This window comes from Pseudoalteromonas sp. G5_S1_14_S5, assembly GCF_054968605.1.
In genome coordinates this window covers 56,807-76,496 of record NZ_JBQKUM010000003.1, presented here as the reverse complement: position 1 = coordinate 76,496, position 19,690 = coordinate 56,807, and the positions used below count along the sequence as shown (strand labels likewise).

At 45.9% G+C, this 19,690-nt stretch carries 18 protein-coding genes; 9 read left to right on the top strand and 9 right to left on the bottom strand.

All coding sequences use genetic code 11. The annotated features are described in order from the left end of the window. Positions 1 to 7 precede the first annotated feature (7 nt). Both ACTRWI_RS01685 and ACTRWI_RS01680 read left to right on the top strand, forming a co-directional pair. Positions 8 to 496 carry a type II secretion system protein M gene (locus ACTRWI_RS01685; RefSeq protein ID WP_499128853.1) on the top strand — a complete coding sequence of 163 codons (489 nt, stop codon included), beginning with the start codon at positions 8 to 10 and terminating at the stop codon, positions 494 to 496. 1 nt (position 497) lies between these two features. Beyond that, complete coding sequence (locus ACTRWI_RS01680) at positions 498 to 1,277, top strand: type II secretion system protein N (protein ID WP_499128852.1); 780 nt, start codon at positions 498 to 500, stop codon at positions 1,275 to 1,277. 117 nt (positions 1,278 to 1,394) lie between these two features. On the opposite strand, the gene cysQ is transcribed toward ACTRWI_RS01680, so the two are convergent. The 4 genes from cysQ to ACTRWI_RS01660 all read right to left on the bottom strand — a co-directional run bounded on the left by cysQ (position 1,395) and on the right by ACTRWI_RS01660 (position 4,505). Beyond that, on the bottom strand, positions 1,395 to 2,222 hold the full coding sequence (gene cysQ / locus ACTRWI_RS01675) for a 3'(2'),5'-bisphosphate nucleotidase CysQ (protein WP_499128851.1): 828 nt from the start codon (positions 2,220 to 2,222) through the stop codon (positions 1,395 to 1,397). A 34-nt stretch (positions 2,223 to 2,256) separates the two neighbouring features. Next, positions 2,257 to 2,808 (bottom strand): ADP compounds hydrolase NudE, encoded by a 552-nt coding sequence (gene nudE / locus ACTRWI_RS01670; protein ID WP_499128850.1) that lies wholly within the window; start codon positions 2,806 to 2,808, stop codon positions 2,257 to 2,259. 289 nt (positions 2,809 to 3,097) lie between these two features. Continuing rightward, positions 3,098 to 3,673 carry a Fe-S biogenesis protein NfuA gene (gene nfuA, locus ACTRWI_RS01665; RefSeq protein WP_499128911.1) on the bottom strand — a complete coding sequence of 192 codons (576 nt, stop codon included), beginning with the start codon at positions 3,671 to 3,673 and terminating at the stop codon, positions 3,098 to 3,100. 118 nt (positions 3,674 to 3,791) lie between these two features. Next, the gene (locus ACTRWI_RS01660) at positions 3,792 to 4,505 is read right to left on the bottom strand and encodes a phosphoribosyltransferase family protein (RefSeq protein ID WP_499128849.1); all 714 of its coding nucleotides are present in this window, start codon (positions 4,503 to 4,505) and stop codon (positions 3,792 to 3,794) included. Positions 4,506 to 4,597: 92 nt separating this feature from the next. Between ACTRWI_RS01660 and bioH the strand changes: the two genes are divergently transcribed. Together bioH and ACTRWI_RS01650 are read left to right on the top strand one after the other, a co-directional pair. After that, positions 4,598 to 5,374, top strand: a complete 777-nt coding sequence (gene bioH, locus ACTRWI_RS01655; protein ID WP_499128848.1) for a pimeloyl-ACP methyl ester esterase BioH — start codon at positions 4,598 to 4,600, stop codon at positions 5,372 to 5,374. Positions 5,375 to 5,550: 176 nt separating this feature from the next. Next, entirely contained in the window at positions 5,551 to 6,024 is a 474-nt protein-coding gene (locus ACTRWI_RS01650; RefSeq protein ID WP_499128847.1) for a hypothetical protein, read from the top strand. Positions 6,025 to 6,149: 125 nt separating this feature from the next. On the opposite strand, the gene ACTRWI_RS01645 is transcribed toward ACTRWI_RS01650, so the two are convergent. After that, complete coding sequence (locus tag ACTRWI_RS01645) at positions 6,150 to 8,480, bottom strand: Tex family protein (protein WP_499128846.1); 2,331 nt, start codon at positions 8,478 to 8,480, stop codon at positions 6,150 to 6,152. A gap of 938 nt (positions 8,481 to 9,418) precedes the next feature. On the opposite strand from ACTRWI_RS01645, the gene greB reads away from it, so the two are divergent. The 5 genes from greB to envZ all read left to right on the top strand — a co-directional run bounded on the left by greB (position 9,419) and on the right by envZ (position 13,641). Continuing rightward, complete coding sequence (greB, locus tag ACTRWI_RS01640) at positions 9,419 to 9,898, top strand: transcription elongation factor GreB (protein ID WP_499128845.1); 480 nt, start codon at positions 9,419 to 9,421, stop codon at positions 9,896 to 9,898. A 408-nt stretch (positions 9,899 to 10,306) separates the two neighbouring features. Next, the gene (cspE, locus tag ACTRWI_RS01635; protein WP_063525470.1) at positions 10,307 to 10,519 is read left to right on the top strand and encodes a transcription antiterminator/RNA stability regulator CspE; all 213 of its coding nucleotides are present in this window, start codon (positions 10,307 to 10,309) and stop codon (positions 10,517 to 10,519) included. A 314-nt stretch (positions 10,520 to 10,833) separates the two neighbouring features. Then, positions 10,834 to 11,043 (top strand): hypothetical protein, encoded by a 210-nt coding sequence (locus tag ACTRWI_RS01630; protein ID WP_499128844.1) that lies wholly within the window; start codon positions 10,834 to 10,836, stop codon positions 11,041 to 11,043. A 416-nt stretch (positions 11,044 to 11,459) separates the two neighbouring features. Next, a complete protein-coding gene (ompR, locus tag ACTRWI_RS01625; RefSeq protein ID WP_004741443.1) occupies positions 11,460 to 12,179 on the top strand; it encodes an osmolarity response regulator transcription factor OmpR in 720 nt (239 codons plus the stop codon). A 166-nt stretch (positions 12,180 to 12,345) separates the two neighbouring features. Continuing rightward, the gene (gene envZ / locus ACTRWI_RS01620) at positions 12,346 to 13,641 is read left to right on the top strand and encodes a two-component system sensor histidine kinase EnvZ (RefSeq protein WP_499128843.1); all 1,296 of its coding nucleotides are present in this window, start codon (positions 12,346 to 12,348) and stop codon (positions 13,639 to 13,641) included. A gap of 359 nt (positions 13,642 to 14,000) precedes the next feature. Here the strand turns inward: envZ and recG are convergent, their stop codons facing one another. From recG to gmk, 4 genes are all read right to left on the bottom strand, one after another. Beyond that, on the bottom strand, positions 14,001 to 16,079 hold the full coding sequence (recG, locus tag ACTRWI_RS01615) for an ATP-dependent DNA helicase RecG (RefSeq protein ID WP_499128842.1): 2,079 nt from the start codon (positions 16,077 to 16,079) through the stop codon (positions 14,001 to 14,003). Positions 16,080 to 16,445: 366 nt separating this feature from the next. Beyond that, positions 16,446 to 18,572, bottom strand: coding sequence for a bifunctional GTP diphosphokinase/guanosine-3',5'-bis pyrophosphate 3'-pyrophosphohydrolase (spoT, locus tag ACTRWI_RS01610; protein ID WP_499128841.1), 2,127 nt, complete (start codon positions 18,570 to 18,572; stop codon positions 16,446 to 16,448). A gap of 39 nt (positions 18,573 to 18,611) precedes the next feature. Then, on the bottom strand, positions 18,612 to 18,884 hold the full coding sequence (gene rpoZ / locus ACTRWI_RS01605) for a DNA-directed RNA polymerase subunit omega (protein WP_004741437.1): 273 nt from the start codon (positions 18,882 to 18,884) through the stop codon (positions 18,612 to 18,614). A gap of 119 nt (positions 18,885 to 19,003) precedes the next feature. Further along, positions 19,004 to 19,627, bottom strand: a complete 624-nt coding sequence (gmk, locus tag ACTRWI_RS01600; protein ID WP_499128840.1) for a guanylate kinase — start codon at positions 19,625 to 19,627, stop codon at positions 19,004 to 19,006. Between the last annotated feature and the right edge of the window lie 63 nt (positions 19,628 to 19,690).

Here is a 19,690-nt window from a genome sequence, read left to right as displayed (position 1 = left end):
ATCAGTGATGAGAAATATGATTGAGCCACTCCAAGCGTGGTGGACTTCAATAAGTCAAAGAGAGCAACGATTAGTGATCGGTTGTTCCATTCTATTGGTGGTAGGCATCGTGTACTGGGGGCTATTGCAGCCGCTTAGTCAGCGAGCTGAGATGGCGCAAAGTCGTATTCAAAGCGAGAAGCAACTACTGGCTTGGGTAACCAACAAAGCCAACGAAGTGGTAGAGCTGCGAGGAAGTGGTGGGATTGTTGCTGGCCAGCCTTTGAACCAATCTGTGCCCGCTTCTATGCGTCGTTTTAAGATTGAATTGATTCGAGTTCAGCCGCGTGGCGAGATGCTGCAAGTCTGGGTCAAACCTGTGCCTTTTAATCAGTTCGTAGACTGGCTGACATACTTGAAAGAGAAGCAGGGTGTCGAGGTTGAGTTTATGGACATTGATCGTTCCGATAGCCCAGGGGTTATTGAGGTCAACCGACTACAGTTTAAACGAGGTTAATGTGAAACGCGGTTTCTCTTTGAAGTTAGGTTTACTTTTTGGCGGTATCTTTATTGTCTTTTTCTCGGTTAGTCTGTTGCTGCATCTACCGGCCTCTTTCGTGCTCAAACATGCACCTGCTGTGCGTGGCTTGAATATTGAAGGTGTTGAAGGAACGGTTTGGCAAGGCAGCGCTAATAATATTTCTTGGCAGCGTGTTAATTACGGATCAATGCAGTGGGATTTCCAGTTCTCTAAACTCTTCCAAGCTAAAGCTGAATTAGCGGTGCGCTTTGGCCGCAATAGCGATATGAACTTGTCAGGAAAAGGGCGCGTTGGGTACAGTATGAGCGGTGCGTATGCGGAAAACTTAGTCGCATCAATGCCCGCTGCTAACGTGATGAAGTATGCGCCAGCGATTCCAGTCCCGGTTTCAATTGCTGGACAAGTTGAGCTGACGATCAAGCATGCGGTTCATGCTCAACCTTGGTGTCAGTCTGGAGAAGGCACTGTGGCTTGGTCTGGCGCAGCAGTCGACTCGCCGGTGGGTTCGTTGGACCTTGGTCCTGTGATTGCTGACATCACTTGTGAAGATAATACACTGGCAGCTAAGGGCTCTCAGAAGAGTGCTCAAGTGGATAGTGAGTTCTCTGCGAACGTTACACCAAATCAAAGCTACACCTCGGCAGCATGGTTCAAACCGGGTGCAGAATTTCCGCCAGCCATGCAGAGTCAGCTGAAATGGCTTGGTAATCCAGATAGCCAAGGTAAGTACCAGTTTAGCTATCAAGGGCGCTTCTAGTTAGCTTCTTAATAACTAGGTTCTACTGGTTATTCGATGACAAGACATAAAAAATGGGCACCTCATTGAGGTGCCCACTTTATTTGAAGACTGTTCTAGCTAGCTCAGGTCAAAGCCCTAATCGTTGCTTCGTAGGATCTCGGCCCATGGTAAGTTTGCATCCCCAAGAACGATGAAATTCGGGTTCTCTAGCGTCTCTCTTTCATTGTATGAGAGTGGCTCTAATTGAGTGCTTAAGATGCGTCCCCCCGCCTCTTCAACAATACACTGTGTCGCGGCGGTATCCCACTCGCCGGTAGGACCAAGGCGCAAGTAACAATCGACAGCACCTTCTGCGACTAAACAGGCTTTCAAAGCTGCTGAGCCTAATGGTACTAAGTCGTAGTTCCAAGCGGGACTCATGCGGCTAGTGATACGATTGATGTCTTGGCGACGGCTGATCGCCATTGCAATAGATTGGTTTGGTAGCTCATGACGATGCGTTTTGATTTTAACGCTATCGTTAAGGTCTGGAATCTTCCAAGCCCCTTTACCGCTGTATGCGTAATAGCTCACACCAGAAACTGGAGCATATACCACACCCATTACCGGCTTGTTGTGCTCAATTAGGGCGATAATTGTTGCGAAATCACCGCTTCTAGCGATGAACTCCTGTGTTCCGTCTAGCGGGTCAACCAGCCAGTAGCGATCCCATTGCGCCCGCTTTTCTAGGCTAATGTCAGCGGCCTCTTCAGATAGCACAGGGATATCTGGCGTGAGTTCACTCAGTTTTTTCGAGATCAGTTTATGCGCTGCCAGATCGGCACTGGTGACTGGCGTGTCGTCAGTCTTGGTGAACTCTTCGTAATCTTTCTTTTCGTAGATCTCTAAAATGAGCTGGCCTGCAGAGCGAGCAACCTCAATCACAGAGGGTAGGAGATGAGACAAATCTTTTGTTGTTGGCATAAATATTCTCTTACTCTTCGGGGCGCTTATGGCTTTAGTTATTTTTTAGCGAGCGAAGGGTCAATAGTAGGGCGGTAATGCTGCGAGCCTCACAGAAGTCGAGATGTGTTAATAGCTCTTCGGCTTGAGCAAGCGGCCAGCGCACAATGTCCAGTGGTTCAGGTTCATCACCTTCTAGCTTCTCTGGGTAGAGCTCTTCTGCGATAAACAGCGTCATTTTGCTAGAAAAGTAAGAGGGAGCAAGAATCACTTCCTTGAGTGGAGTGAGCTTGTGAGCACCAAAGCCAATCTCTTCTTTGAGCTCACGAACTGCGGCATCACTTGGTTGTTCACCTGGATCAATCAACCCTTTTGGAAAGCCGAGTTCGTAGCGTTCAGTTCCCGCTGCATATTCACGTACTAATAGAATATCGCCTTGCTCAGTAATCGGCACCATCATCACTGCGTTGCGCCCGCTAGGTTTCATACGTTCGTAAGTGCGCTCTTCACCGTTTGAAAAGCGTAAGTCGAGAGACTCAATAGAGAATAGTCTTGATTGAGCGACAGTTTGTTTAGCCAAAATCTCTGGCTTGGTCCTTCTTGTCATTGCGCTCGCTCCTTAGCTCATTGGAATTCTTTCTTATAAAGTTATTCTAATATAGGGGAAATGACCTTGAGTTCCTAGATCCGAGTTTTCATATCCTAAAATTATTGAAGCAAGAATCGATTACGATCACTTGAATACCTTACTCAAGATGGTAACGAGGTGAAAATATTGCTGGATAATAAAAGACTATAGAGAGAACGCGATAGTCCTAACTTGCTCATCCACATAACAAAAAAGGTTGACGCTTGCGCATCAACCTTTCAAATAGCGATTAACTCTAAATTAGAGATTAGTAGTAAGAGTGCTCACCACGATCGTGTTCTGTTGCATCACGAACAGCAGTCAGTTCACCTTCGAACTGTTGAAGAAGTTCTTTTTCGATACCTTCTTTCAGCGTTACATCAACCATAGAACAACCGTTACAACCACCACCGAATGCTACGATAGCTGCGCCGTCTTCAGTGATTTCTACCAAGCTAACGTGACCGCCGTGACCAGCAAGTTGTGGGTTAACTTGTGTTTGAATTGCGTATTCAACACGCTCTAGAAGTGGTGCGTCGTCTGCTACTTTACGCATCTTAGCGTTTGGTGCCTTAAGCGTTAATTGAGAGCCCATTTTGTCAGTAACGAAGTCAATTTCGGCTTCGTCTAGGAACGGTAGGCTTAGCTCATCTACGTATGCAGAGAAAGCTTCGAACTTAAGTTCTGTGTCAGACGCCTCAATAGCATCTGTAGGGCAGTAAGAAACACCGCACTCTGCGTTTTGTGTACCTGGGTTTACCACGAATACACGGATGTTTGTACCTTCAGGCTGCTGTGACAGCAGATTGGCAAAATGAGTTTGAGCTGTTTCTGTAATAGTAATATTTGACACGACGAATACCTGAGTAAATTTGTAGGCTATTAGCACCATTCTACTCCTGTCAGATTTGTAATTCAGCCCTTTTTTGTTGGATTGCTGTACAAGTAGCGACCTACGCCAGTTATCCAGAGGGCTCAGGAGTGCGGCAGATACAGTAAATATCAATCCTTTTCACCCCTACTTCAAGTAATAATTGGCATAATTGATACACAGTACTGCCTGTGGTTACAACATCATCAATTATCGCGATATGCGAGTAATCCAAAGCTAAAAAGTGGGTGTTTCTCATCGCGAATGCCCCTTTCAAATTACTTTTTCTTGCTGATTTAGTTAGCCCTTGTTGCGAAGCGGTTGAGCGAATACGCTTGAATAAAACGGCATGCTCCACCTTGAGTTCTTGAGCGGTGTAACGCGCCAGTAGCTGACTTTGATTAAAACCACGATGAAAGTATCGACGCCAATGTAGGGGAACACTGGTGACTAGCGATGCTGGCTCTTCGATGCGTGATGCGAGCAAAGTCGACAAATCTCGGGCAAACCAGAATTTATCGGCATACTTCATCTGTTGGATATAGCCAGCGGTTGGAAAGGTGTAATCATCGACACAATAGAGCCGATGCCAAGGTGGCGGGTTAGCTAAGCATTCACCGCATTGTTCGACGGCTGTGACCGTTTTCAGTCCGCACCTTTGACAGCGAGGCGTGAGCTCGAACAGCTTTAGGCAACTATTACACCATCGAGGGTGGCTATCATCTGGCTGTTTATCTAGCTTGCAGAGATGGCATTGAGGTGTGACCAGACGCGGTGTGTGTTTTTGTAGCCAATCGGATAACATAGCTCGCGATGCTTTTGGGTTATGGTGTTCCTTTTGCTCACCATACTGAAAAGTGCAGGTTATCGCTGATGGAAAAAGTAGGGAATTTGAGAATGAGTGACGCGTTATATTGGCATGTTTCAGGGCAGGGCCCCGATTTGGTGTTGGTTCACGGTTGGGGGATGAACGGTGCTGTATGGCAGCAAACCGTTAGTGCGTTAGAGGCTGATTTCCGAGTTCATGTTGTCGATTTGCCTGGTTACGGTCATAGCTCTCATTGCCACGCTCAAGATCTTGAAGAGATAGCCCAGCAACTGTTGGCTGAAGCACCTAAGCAAGCGATTTGGGTCGGCTGGTCACTTGGTGGCTTGGTGGCGACGCACATGGCTCTTCATTACCCCGATTATGTAAGCAAGCTGGTGACGGTTGCTAGTTCACCGAAATTCGCAGCCGCGAAAGAGCCGGTGCTATGGCGCGGTATCCAACCCAAGGTATTAACCGCATTCACCGAACAGCTAGTGGAAGATTTCCAAACCACCATTGAGCGTTTTATGGCATTGCAAGCCATGGGCAGTCCTTCAGCAAGGCAAGACGTAAAACAGCTTAAGCAAGCGGTACTGTCCCGTCCATTACCAAACCCTGATTCCTTATTGGCAGGACTAAAGGTGTTGTCTGATGTCGATTTAAGAGAGCAATTACCGGAGATTTCCGTTCCTATGCTGCGCTTGTATGGTCGATTAGATGGGCTGGTACCAATCAAGGTAGCCAAAGATCTGGGCAATGCACTGCCTCACACCGAGCAGTACATCTTCACTCAATCCTCACATGCACCGTTTATGACGGAAGCCGATGCCTTCTGCAGTGAGCTAGTCAGTTTCGCACAAAAATAATTGCTAAATTTATCACCATCTTGGTCGATATATAATCTAACCAATGCACTGCATGATACTCAGATATATCTCTCTCACCTGAGCAGAGTGCAGTAACTTGGGCCATACCTGTTGTGCTAACTCAGTACAAGAGTGTTATGGCAGCAGCAATGGGCGATTCTTGAGGAGAGTTCGCGATGATTGTGTCACCTGCAACTGCAGTGAGTGTGCCACTAATCGCCCCGTCCGTTAATGTGCAAACAGAGCAAGTTGCGCGTGATAATAAAGTCCGAGAGCCTGTTGCTCCCGCAGTAGCATTGGCGAAAACCAATGCAGAGCGCAAGGTAAAGTCGGACGATAAACGAAGGCAGCAGTCGGCTTGGGATCCTTCAGACCATCCAGGTTATGAAATGGAGAGCGAGTCAGAGGCCAATTCGGTTAGCCAAGAAGAGTCACAAGATCCCTTTGATAGGCTGTTCAGCTTGTTGGCGCTGAGAACATACAGTGCTGACCAAGGAAAAGGCTATACCATGCGTTTCCGCCTGCCAAAGCATGTTTTAGATGCGGCGATTCAGGAGGGACAGATGGAGAAACGACGTAAGGTCATTAAGTATCATTATGGTCATGCTGTTGCGCCTCATGCTCCATCTGAAATGTTAGTCGTGCTATGAATCGAAAATTCATGATACAACCAAACTTCGATGTCTTTTTTGAACAAATAATAAAAAACCTGCATACCCTTAGGGATGCAGGTTTTCTGTTTTAGGCGAATTCGTTTCTCAGATCCGCTAACGGATTATTTTTTCGCTTTAGCAAAAGCTGCTGCGAATGCACCACCCATCGCGCCATTCTGTTGTGGCTCCTCACGACGGCGTTGTCCACCTTGCGAGTGTTGATGCGGGCGGCTTTGAGTGCGAGGTGCGCTTGAACGCTGAGCTCGGTGATCTTGTCCCGGCTCATCTTTCATACGCATGCTGAGTGCAATACGCTTACGCTGAACATCCACTTCCATCACTTTCACTTTCACGATGTCACCCGCTTTAACCACTTCACGTGGATCAGAGACAAAGCGATCGGTAAGCGCTGAAATGTGTACTAAACCATCTTGATGAACGCCAATATCGACGAAGGCACCGAAGTTAGCCACGTTTGATACCACACCTTCTAGAACCATGCCCGGCTCCAAGTCTGAAACGCTGTTTACACCGTCGGCGAAGGTAGCAGTCTTGAACTCAGGGCGAGGGTCACGGCCCGGCTTATCCAGCTCTTTGATGATGTCAGTCACCGTCGGTACACCAAAGTTTTCATTTGTGTAATCAATCGCATGCAAGCCACGTAGGAAGTTTGTGTTGCCCACCAGAGACTTGATGTCTTTCTGGTTCTTCTCAGCGATGTTCTTCACCACTGGGTAAGCTTCTGGGTGCACCGATGATGCATCTAGCGGGTTCTTGCCGTCCATGATACGCAAGAAGCCAGCACACTGTTCAAAGGCTTTTGGCCCCAAACGAGCGACTTTTTTCAGTGTCGTACGTGCTTCGAAGCGACCATTTTCATCACGGTAGTCGACGATGTTCTGAGCGATAGCGCTAGAAAGGCCAGCGACACGCGTCAGTAGTGCAGCAGAAGCCGTATTCACATCAACACCCACCGCGTTTACACAGTCTTCGACAATCGCATCTAGGCGCTTAGCAAGCATGGTTTGGCTTACATCGTGTTGGTATTGACCCACACCGATCGATTTAGGGTCAATCTTCACAAGCTCTGCCAGAGGATCTTGTAGACGACGCGCGATAGATACAGCACCGCGCAGTGACACGTCCATGTTCGGGAACTCTTTCGCTGCTAATTCAGAGGCTGAGTACACCGATGCACCGGCTTCGCTCACAATGATTTTTTGTGCTTTTAGGTTGCCACGCTTAATCACATCAGCCACAAAGCTGTCGGTTTCGCGTGAAGCGGTACCGTTACCAATCGCAATCAGGTCAACGTTAAACTGACGAACCATCTGCTCAACAACGTGCGCTGATTTGTCGTATTGCTTTTGTGGCGGGTGAGGGTAAATGGTCTCTGTCGCGAGAACCTTACCTGTTGAATCAACAACCGCGATTTTCGAACCGGTACGTAAACCTGGATCTAGGCCTAACGTTGCGCGAGGGCCAGCAGGCGCTGCCATCAGTAGGTCTTTTAGGTTGGTAGCAAATACTTCAATCGCTTCGATCTCTGCACGCTCTTTCATCGCGCCCATGAGTTCGGTTTCCATGTGCATAGAAACCTTAATACGCCATGCCCAGCTGATGACTTGCTTACGCCATGCATCTGCAGGTGCACTGCTTAGAGTAATACCGTAGTGATCAGAGATGATGTTTTCACAGTAAGAACCACGAGCACCTTCTTCTTGCTCAGGGTCAGCATTCATCGCTAGAGTTAGGAAGCCTTCATTTCGGCCACGTAACATTGCAAGTGCACGGTGAGACGGCACTTTGCTGAGTGTTTCGTTGTGTTCGAAGTAATCTTTGAACTTCTCGCCTTCTTGTTCTTTACCTGTCACCACACGAGCGACGAGCTCTGAGTTGCGGGTTAGGTGTTGGCGAATCTTTTCTAGCAGATTTGCGTCTTCCGCAATGCGTTCCATGATGATCGCACGAGCGCCATCGAGAGCGGCTTTGGTATCGGCAATGCCTGAATCGTTGCTGATGAAGTTCGCCGCTTCCGTTTCTGGATCGTGCTGTGGTTCATTCCACAGTGTGTCGGCAAGTGGTTCTAAACCCGCTTCAATCGCGATCTGGCCTTTGGTGCGGCGCTTTGGTTTGTAAGGTAGGTATAAATCTTCTAGACGCGTCTTGCTGTCGGCTTGAGTGATATCACGCTCGAGTTCTGGCGTGAGTTTACCTTGGTCTTGAATCGACTTAAGAATCGTTTGGCGACGATCATCAAGTTCACGAAGGTAAGAAAGGCGACTATCAAGGTTACGTAATTGGGTATCGTCTAAGCCTCCCGTAACCTCTTTACGGTAGCGGGCAATAAAGGGAACGGTATTACCGTCGTCAATTAGGGTTACTGCGGCGGTGACTTGCTCAGAACGAACATTCAGTTCTTCAGCGATCAGTCGACAGATAGCTTGGCTCATCCGATGAATCTCTTATTTAATATCGTGACAAATACATGGGGGTGAGCGTACGCTTTTTCTAGCTTTGACTGTGTAATTATCCTGTCAGAAGTCGAATTTCCGTTTGTGATACTCGCTTTGTGCGAGATCTCTTACAAGTGATGTGAGACTAAGTCACTTTAAACTCAGAAAATTGTCCTAATAAAAATATAAGGTTTTGATTTTATTGGATTTGATGTTTTTGGGCGTATTTCCTACAGTAAATGTTTTTTAGGACTATCTAGGAAATACAGCCATTTGCCGTAATATTTAACTTGTCGACAGGGAGTTGGCAGGAACAGGAAAAGCCTAATGGACTAGGTATCTTCAGGATGAAGATTTGATTACTTAGGATGAGTGGTCAGCAAGGAAGTGATAATCTCTGGATGAGATTCGCCAGTCAGGACGACAGGCTAGAATGGACACCGCTAGGATGGCGATGAACAAAAAGGAAATTGGTTAAAGGATTTAGCCACTATCAAGGAAAGATGCAGGGAGCACCTTATCTCGAAGAGATAAACAGTAGCCGGATTGCTGCGATAGAGACTTAACCCCGCTTGGCGAAAGCCTTGCGGGGTTTTCTTTTATCTGCGTGAAATATCGTGGAAAGGGCTTACAGTGCAGCTTCATCATTTACGATGATAAGATGAATCCTGCATACTGAGTTCACTTCGATATACCCCGTTCTCTGGCTCACTTACTATTGTACCAAGGCCCTCTCGTATAGCGTCTCTCGCGTTTTATCACACTGTTGGTGATCGTGTGGTGACGAGTCAAATCGAATGTATGATTAAAAAGTGCTGATAGGCTTGAACATGATGTAAAGCAGGCTCTATTATCATGCTTTCCGTTTGTTATCTCTGATAAACAAAACGTTACTAACGCCTTTAATGCATTTATGAATACTCAAGGTTATTGAATTGAAGACTAAATTAATTACCCGAGAAGGTTACAACAAGCTTAAAGCGGAACACGATCATCTATGGCATGAGAAACGTCCCGAGATTACTAAGATTGTGACTTGGGCTGCGAGCTTAGGGGACCGCTCTGAAAATGCAGACTACACATTTAATAAGCGCTTGCTTCGTCAGATCGATCGCCGTGTGCGCTTTCTACGCAAGTTCTTGCCAGATGTCACTATTGTCGACTATTCACCACAACAGGAAGGTAAAGTCTTTTTTGGGGCTTGGGTAGAAATTGAAAATGATGAAGGTGATGTTAAAACCTTCCGCATTGTTGGCCCTGAAGAGATTTACGGTGATGCTAAGGGCTACATTTCGATTGATTCTCCAATGGCGCGTGCGTTACTCAAAAAAGAAGTGGATGATGAGTTCGTTGTTCGTACTCCGGATGGGGATAAAGAGTGGTTTATAAATGCCATCTCATACGATAAACCTTAAGTTAGATGTCTAAATATGCGTGCATTTATTCACGCTTTGTGTCGTGGAGTAAAATGCGTTGAAAAAATAAAGGGATCTATTGTTGTTTTTAAAATTTTTAGCAGAGCTTATGGTGAAAGGCTTTCAAGTGAAAATAGGTAGTTTTTGTCTAAAATAAAAAGCCAGCTATTTTATTTAATGAAAATATCGCTTTACAATGGACAGGCAATGGCTAATAATGGCTTCGCTCTGTTGTTCAGAGTTATTAAATGAAACATCCAGTTGTAAAAGTCAAGCCCTCAGAATTCCTTCGTTATTGTCGTTGTCCTCAGTGTTTCCCTTAGCTTCATAGATACATTAAATAATTCAAGCTTTCAGCGCATCGCACTATTCTTGCGATTAATTTTTATTTTATATAAGGGACACAACATGTCTAATAAAACAAACGGCGTAGTAAAATGGTTTAACGAAGAGAAAGGTTTTGGTTTTCTAACTCAAGACAACGGCGGTGCTGACGTATTCGTTCACTTCCGTGCAATTGCTTCTGAAGGTTTCAAGACTCTTAGAGAAGGCCAGCAAGTGTCTTTCGAAGTAGAGCAAGGCCAAAAAGGTCTTCAAGCTGCAAACGTTGTAGCCGCATAAGATTTAAGTAGGCGCAGGTGGTCGATGACTGCTTGCGTCACTTCCCTCATACCTAAAATTATATTTATATCACCTCGCGAAAATATTCAACATTCCCCTCATACTCTTTGTATTTGTCGTTACGTTTCTTATTTACTTCGTTTTTATAAATAAAATAATTATCACATGCTGTAAGTAATATTTAAAATACTACAGGTTCGTTATATCTAACGAAAATAAATAAGGAATAAATATGTCTCGATCTACCGGACGTAAGCTTTTTTGGTTTCAACAAAATAGACAAAAACAAACTTCTAATAATAAGTAGGAATAGTATGAATATTAAATTTAATTTATTTAAAGATAACCTTTCTTGGAGCGGTGTGATACATCAGCTCAATAGCGATATTTTAAAGCGTCATGTGCTTGTCAACGGCAATGTGGATTGTGTAGAGGTAAGGTTCTCATACTGTGAAGCGACATCTACTGGTCGCATTAGTAATCAACATGACGATATTTTGGGCGAATTCAGTATTTTAGCCTAATACAGGGCATTTAGATGCTTTGTTTCCTTTCATTACGACTTCTCCCTCATTTTCCACCAACCGAATCTCTTTCCTCTCGTGTGCGCTACTGAATACCACCCCCCCTTGGTAGTATCGCTAGAAAAGTGTACGTAATACAGTAAATGGTACTTAGTTAGTGTCTGCCATGGAATGTAAAGACTTGCTCATTGTTTACTTAAGCATGTTTGATTATTCTTATAGATTAATGATTTAACTTTTATCAACTTTACCTAGGTGTATAGTGTGATGAGTTACCATAAGGAAGGCAACATACGCTAACAATTCTTTTGGCGACTTTTTCTCCAAGGCTGTTACATTTTAAGTGTCTTATACCAAAATACATTTACTAGGAACGCTTAACCTCAGGTCTGAGCTTTAATAGGTGGAACCATTACATGCAAGAAAACTACAAAATTTTAGTGGTCGATGACGATGCTCGTTTACGTGCTTTGTTAGAACGCTATCTGTCAGAGCAAGGCTTTCAAGTACGTAGCGTGGCAAACAGTGAACAGATGGACCGCCTGTTAACCCGTGAAAACTTCCACTTAATGGTATTGGATCTAATGTTGCCGGGCGAAGATGGTCTATCAATCTGTCGTCGTCTAAGAAATGCAAATAACTCTTTGCCTATCTTGATGCTGACAGCAAAGGGTGATGAAGTGGATCGTATCGTTGGTTTGGAGGTTGGTGCTGATGACTATCTACCAAAACCATTCAACCCACGTGAACTGCTTGCTCGTATCAAAGCAGTATTACGTCGCCAAGTAATTGAAGCGCCAGGTGCCCCAAGCACAGAAGAATCAGTGGTTGAGTTTGGTGAATTTCGTTTGAATTTGGGTACGCGTGAGATGTTCCGCGGTGAAGAGCCAATGCCGCTGACCTCAGGTGAATTTGCGGTACTTAAATCATTAGTCACCAACGCACGTGAGCCAATGTCTCGCGATAAGCTGATGAACATGGCTCGTGGTCGGGAGTATTCAGCGATGGAACGTTCTATCGACGTGCAGATTTCTCGCTTACGTCGCCTAGTGGAAGAAGACCCAAGTAAGCCTCGCTATATTCAAACAGTGTGGGGTTTAGGTTATGTCTTCGTTCCTGATGGTAAGGCGTTGTAATTTAGTATTGAAAGCCCGAAAGCAGTTTCATTGATTCTGCGATTCAGAGCTCTCTATTTGCGGGCCATCTCATTGATATGTGATGGCCCGTTTTCTATTCAGAGCGAAGGTTTATGGTTATAGTCATATAACGCTTTGTTTTTTCTCTCAACATCTTGGGTGCCCCATGCGTATACGTAGCTCCTTTACTCAGTCGATAGTACTTTTCTTAACGTTACTGGTCGCAAGCCAAATCTTTTCTTACTACGCAGTATTTAATTACGCTTTAATGCCTAGTTTGCAGCAGTTCAATAAGATACTGGCTCATGAGCTGAATTTAGTTTTAGACCAAAGAAACAATATTGAGATTGAGGCCCCAATGCGCCAGCGCGTGCTAGAGCAATTAGGGGTGACGGTACATGCTAAAGATAGCGAAGTAGCGAACGAATATTACCACGCTGTCTCGATTGACTTGATGAGTGAGGAGATGACCAAAGAGTTAGGATCTGAGACTGAAGTGCGTCTGATTCTAGCTAAAGATAGCTATGTGTTGTGGATGGATATTGCAAAACTTCCTAATTCACTGATTCGCATACCGTTATCAGAGCTTCAAGAAGAAGATTTTATACCACTGTTTCGCAATAGTCTGATCATGGCAATGTTAATCGTTGCTGGTGGGTGGTTATTTATTCGTTTGCAAAATCGGCCATTGATCGCTTTAGAAAGAGCAGCGCAGGAGGTTGGGCGTGGTGAAATTCCACCGCCATTAACGGTGCGAGGCACAAAGGAAATTCGTTCAGTGACTCGGACTTTTAATCAAATGTCTAAGGGTATCCAAGAGTTAGAAGAAGACAGAACGTTGTTGATGGCAGGGGTGAGTCATGATTTACGTACCCCACTTACTCGTATTCGTTTAGCGACAGAAATGATGTCACCGGAAGACAGTTATTTAGCCGAAGGTATCATCAGTGATACGGAAGAGTGTAACGAGATCATTAGCCAATTTATGGATTACCTAAAGCCAGTTGATCGAGAGTCATTTGAAGCGGTCGCTGTCGATGACATTGCACGCGAGGTATCGAGTTCTGAGGGAGGGTATGAGGTACAGATTGAAACGGATATTCCGGATACCATGAAGCCTGCATTAGGCAACCCGATCGCGATGAAGCGTGCCGTGAGTAACTTGGTTGTCAATGCGCTGCGTTATGGTAATGGTTGGGTGAAAGTATCAACGGGTATGACAGCGGATAACAAACTTGCTTGGGTGACAGTAGAAGATAACGGTCCGGGTATCCCACAAGACCAGATCGGCAAGCTATTTGAACCCTTCACTCGTGGTGATACGGCTCGTGGTAGTGAAGGAACTGGCTTAGGCTTGGCGATCGTGAAACGTATTGTTAGCCAACACCAAGGTGCGATAGTGGTGAATAACCGTAGTGAAGGCGGCTTAAAAGCGCAGATCAGTTTCCCAGTTAAACCTTAGTCGTCATTGGTCTGTGTGATTATGATGAATTTGGTTCGGGGAATTGTTAAGAGCTCCCCGACTCGGTCATTCTTCCCTCTCGGGGATGACGGTGTGATAAGTATTCAGGTTCATTGAGCACAAACGGTGCGCTTAACCTTGAAGCTCTTTCTTACTATTTAGAACTGACGCTAGAGAAAGGGGTTGAGTAAGACTGGTGGTAAAATTTGAGTCGGACGATACCTATCCTTAACCTTTCGTCCCTATCGTGAGGAACGAAGGAGTAGGGAATCTTGCTCTTGGTTTATTAAAGTAACGTGTACTAAAAAGGCTTCCTCATGGAAGCCTTTTTACGTTGTAAGCGGGAATGTAGGGGCTAATTACGCCTTCGAATACACATCACGTTCACCTAGCCAGCGATTGATGATCGCTTTGGCATTGTCTGGGTAGCTATCATGAATATGGCGGGCGATACGCTGCACTTCAGGGATTAAACGTTGGTCTCGTACTAAGTCAGCAATCTTGAAATCAGCCAAGCCTGTTTGTTTAGTACCAAGCAGCTCACCAGGGCCACGGATCTCTAAGTCTCGCTGAGCAATCACAAAGCCATCGTTACTTTCACGTAGCACCCCTAAGCGCTTCTGAGCGGTTTTTGATAGTGGAGAGTGATACAGTAGTACACAGTGGCTGGCGACCGAACCACGGCCAACACGGCCTCGTAATTGGTGCAGTTGCGCTAGGCCAAGACGTTCTGGGTTCTCGATGATCATTAAGCTCGAATTCGGTACGTCCACACCCACTTCAATCACCGTTGTGGCAACCAGTAAGTGCAGCTTGTTCTCTTTGAAATCTTGCATCACAGCCTGTTTTTCGGCAGGTTTCATTCGGCCGTGTACTAAGCCAATTTTCACATCAGGCAGTTTGCGTTGCAGCTCTTCAGCGGTGTCTGCAGCAGCTTGCGCTTCCAATACTTCTGACTCGTCAATCAGTGTGCACACCCAGTAGGCTTGCTTACCTTCATTGAGACACGCATTTCTCACGCGTTCTACGATGTCATCACGCTTGGTATCCGGGATGGCGACGGTTTGAATAGGTGTTCGACCCGGCGGTAGTTCATCAATGATTGAGGTTTCGAGATCGGCATAGGCCGTCATTGCTAGTGTTCGTGGAATGGGCGTTGCCGTCATCACTAATTGGTGAGGGTAATAACCCTGCTTAGCGCCTTTTTCTCGTAGCTCTAATCGCTGGTGGACACCAAATCGGTGCTGCTCATCAATGATTACGAGACCAAGGTTTTTGAACTCGACGTGTTCTTGGAAGAGAGCATGAGTACCGACCACCATTTGCGCTTCGCCACTGGCAATGCGTGCCAGCTCAGTTTCACGAGCTTTACCTTTGAGTTTACCTGCAAGCCAACCGACTTGAATGTCCATTGCTTCAAACCAATTGGCGAAGTTGATCGCGTGCTGCTCTGCCAATAGTTCTGTTGGTGCCATTAAAGCGACTTGTTGACCATGTTCCAGTGCGCGAACCGCCGCTAGTGCAGCAACCAAGGTTTTACCTGAACCTACATCGCCTTGTACTAAGCGCATCATTGGGTGTGGCTTTTCTAAGTCAGTTTCAATCTCTTGGGTTACGCGAGCTTGAGCATTGGTTGGCGAGAATGGTAGCTGAGCCAGTAGTTTATCTTTGAGTGTACTCACTAGAGGAAGCGGCATCGCTTTATCTTGCTGTCCTTTACTGCGGACCGACAGCATCGATAGGTTCTGAGCCAGTAGCTCTTCCATAATCAAGCGCAGCTGTGCAGGGTGTTTACCTTCATCAAACAACTCGAGGTCGATGCCCGGAGGCGGTCTGTGAATAGTATGCAGCGCTTGCGCTAGGGTGATTTGGTGGTCGTACAAACCAGACGGTAGCAGCTCATTGACGGCTGCTTTGTCGATCAGTTCTAACGCTTGGTCGGTCAGGTTTCGCAGTGTGACTTGTCTTAGCCCTTCAGTGGTTGGATACACCGGAGTCAGGTTCGCTTCCACATCTGGTTGCTGTCTTGGAGCAAAGAATTTGTAATCCGGATGGACGATCTCAAGCCCCATATTGCCGCGCTTGATTTCACCATAAGCATGGACTTGCTTGCCCTCGGCAAAGTTGTTCTTCATTCCGGCAGTGAAGTTGAAAAAGCGCAGCGTAATGGTGCCATTACCGTCGCTGATCTTTACCGCCAACATCTTACGTTTACCGAAAATGGTATCTACGCTCATCACCTTGCCTTGAACTGCGGCCCAGATTCCTGCGTGCAGTTTGATGATCGGATAGATTCGCGTTCTATCTTCATAACGCAAAGGGAGGTGAAACAGCAGGTCTTGCACATTGTTAAGCCCAACCTTTTCCAGTTTCTCTGCGACTTTAGCGCCGACTCCAGATAAAGAGTTGAGAGGGATAGCAGATAAAAGCTGTGACATAGCAAGGCTCATAAACGTAAGAGTGATGATCTATTCAAGCATTTTACTGGATTTTTGTACAGGATAAAGCTTAGAAGCAGATACGGTATGCGAGTAAACGGGATACGAAAAGACTTAGAGCGAGTACGGGATGTATGTAAATGGGATATGAGAGGAATAGGGCAGTACAAAAACTAAAGTATACTCGAAATACGAAAAGTTGAGTGGTGAAAAGCTTTTGCTCTTCGCATCTCGAGACTCGTATTTATCGTCTACTTTATCTATTGATATTCAAAAACTAAATCAGATGTGGAGCCAAGATAGTGAGTCACGAAGTCTTTTGCTCTTCGCATCTCGCCATCTCGAATCCCTCATCTGATCTATTAGCTAGTTCTTACGGCGTCTTACTTTAAGCGCGTGTGGCATCACACGTAGCTTCTTCATAATACTCGCAAGGTGAACACGATCTTTGGTGGTCAGCAAGATTGTCACTGTGTACAAGCGTCCATCACGTTCTTCGGTTGAAATACCGTGAATGTTTGAGCCTGTTTTCGAGATAACGTTAGTTAATTCAGCCAGTGCACCTTGGTGGTTCTGCAGATCAACCTGTAGCTCAGCTGTGAACTCTTGGTCGTAATCGTCAGACCATTCCACCGCCATGTACTTGTCTGGTTCTTTTTGGTAGCCACGAACGTTTGGACACGTTTCACGGTGAACCACAAGACCACGACCTGGGGATACGTGGGCAATGATGTGATCGTCAGGAATTGGGTGACAACAGTTAGCGAATGTCAGCAGTAGGCCCTCAGCACCACGGATTGGAAGTTTCTTCCTAGGCGTATCGCTGTTGTTTTCCACTTCAGTCAGTTCGTCAGCATCACCCAGCAGGCGACGAGCAATCACGATGCTCATCAGCTCACCAAGGCCAATTGATGCGAGCAAGTCTTCAATGCTGTCGAGACGCAGATAAGACAAGACATGTTCAACGTTTTCTTGGCTGATATCACCAATTGAGTGCTCGCCAAGTGCGTGGTTCAGTAGACGACGACCTAAGGTAATCGACTCTTCACGACGCATGGTTTTCAGAACCTGACGGATCTTCGTACGCGCACGTGATGTCACCACGTAGTTGAGCCATGCTGCATTCGGACGTGCGCCTGGAGCACTGATGATCTCAATGGTTTGACCGTTCTTCAGCGATTTGCTGAGTGGGTAAGGGTTCATGTCTACACGAGCACCTACACACATGTTGCCGACATCGGTATGTACCGCGTAAGCAAAATCGACGGCTGTTGCGCCAGCAGGAAGTTCGACAATACGCCCCTTCGGCGTGAACACGAAGATCTCATCAGGGAACAGATCAGACTTAACGTTTTCAATGAATTCGAATGAGTTACCCGCGCTTTGTTGTAGCTCAAGTAAGCTCTGCATCCAACGTTGTGCTTTAACCTGTGCGGTTGTGCCATTACTGCTGCGTGAGCCATTGCCTTTGTAAGACCAGTGTGCCGCGACACCTTTGTCTGCCATTTGATCCATATCTTCAGTACGGATCTGAACCTCAACTGGTACCCCGTGAGGGCCGATCATTGATGTGTGCAGAGATTGGTAGCCATTGGCTTTTGGTACCGCGATGTAATCTTTCATGCGGCCAGGACGAGGCTTGTACAGGCTGTGTGCCTGACCAAGAACACGATAACAAGTATCAGGGGTATCAACCACCACTCGGAAAGCGTAGATGTCCATAATGGTGTGGAAACGCTGCTCTTTAGTTTTCATCTTGTTATAGATGGAGAACAGGTTCTTTTCACGACCAAGTACGCGAGCAGGTAAACCGACTTCTTTAAGACGCCCTTCGATTTCGCTATGGATACCTTGAATCATCTCCTTACGGTTACCACGAGCAGCTTTCACTACGTTTTTCAGTACGCGATAGCGGTTAGGGTAGAGGGCTTCGAAGCCCAACTCTTCTAGTTCGGTCTTAATGTTATGAATACCAAGACGGTGAGCTAGTGGAGAATAGATTTCTAGGGTTTCACGAGCAATACGGCGCTTTTTGTCAGGACGAAGTGCCCCAAGCGTACGCATGTTGTGAGTGCGGTCAGCTAATTTGATCAAGATAACACGGATGTCTTGCACCATGGCGAGAACCATCTTACGGAAGTTCTCTGCTTGCGCTTCTTTGCGATCACGAAATTTAAGCTTATCCAGCTTAGATACACCATCTACCAATTCAGCAACAGTATTACCAAATTTTTCCTCTAGATCTTCTTTAGTGACATCACAGTCTTCAATCACATCATGAAGTAGAGCTGCTTGCAGAGTTTCGATATCCAGACGCATTTCTGCTAGGATTCTTGAAACAGCTACAGGATGGATAATGTATGGTTCACCGCTTGAGCGGGTTTGCCCTTCATGGGCGTCTCTCGCTACCACATAAGATTGACGCAGAGCCTCAATTTGAGGCTCTGTTAGGTATTCTTGGGCAACGTCTTTGAGGCTATCGAATAGATACAAATTAAAGGCCCGGAAGGTTAATTAGTTCGAATGACGTTCTTAACGAGAGTGAGCGATGCTGCTTACTGCTGCAAGTTCAGCCGCTTCTTGCTCTTGTTGCTCTTGACGTTCACGAGCATCTAGTACGTCTTTAGTGATAAGACCTTCTTCGATTTCGCGAAGAGCGATAACCGTTGGCTTATCGTTTTCTTCAGGCACTAGTGAATCTTTACCGCCAGTTTGCATTTGACGTGCGCGGCGAGCCGCAATAAGAACTAGGTCGAAACGGTTGCCAACTTTTTCAACAGCGTCTTGAACAGTTACGCGTGCCATGAGGACTCCAAATAGTAATTAACTAATAAATTTTTGATGACGAGAAAGTATACAAGTTTAACTAGAGACTTTCTAGATCACCGTATACTTATCTCAATGGAAAATCTAGTGTTGCTAAATTATTCCGCCAGTAATGCAGTAAGCATGCCGCTGTATTTTGCCGCTTGCTTATCTTCTTTTAAGCGTTCCGCACGAATGATAGCTTTGAAGTCCATTAGGGCTGCATCAAAGTCATCATTCACGATCACGTAGTCATACTCATTATAGTGAGAGATTTCTGACTTCGCTTCGCTCATGCGTTTCGCAATAACTTCTTCGCTGTCTTGACCACGAACATTTAGGCGACGCTCTAGTTCACCATTTGATGGTGGAAGAATGAATACACTCTTCGCTTGAGGCATCTGTTTGCGGATCTGACGAGCACCTTGCCAGTCGATATCTAGGAATACATCGATACCGCGGTCTAGGTTTTCTTCAATCCAAACGCGTGAAGTACCGTAGTAGTTGCCGAATACTTCAGCGTACTCTAGGAATTCATTCTTCTGGATGAGATCTTCGAAGTGATGCTTTTCTACGAAGTGGTAGTGAACACCATTTTCTTCACCAGGGCGCATACCGCGAGTGGTGTGTGAAACAGATACCTTCATTGCGTAGGTTGGATTGGTTTCTAGCATTGCTGAGATCAAGCTCGACTTACCTGCGCCACTAGGTGCAGATACGATGTAAAGAGTACCTTTGCCCATCTGTATATTTCCACTGTTGGTTGGATTGAGTGAAGGCGATAAACCGACACTATAAAAGATAGC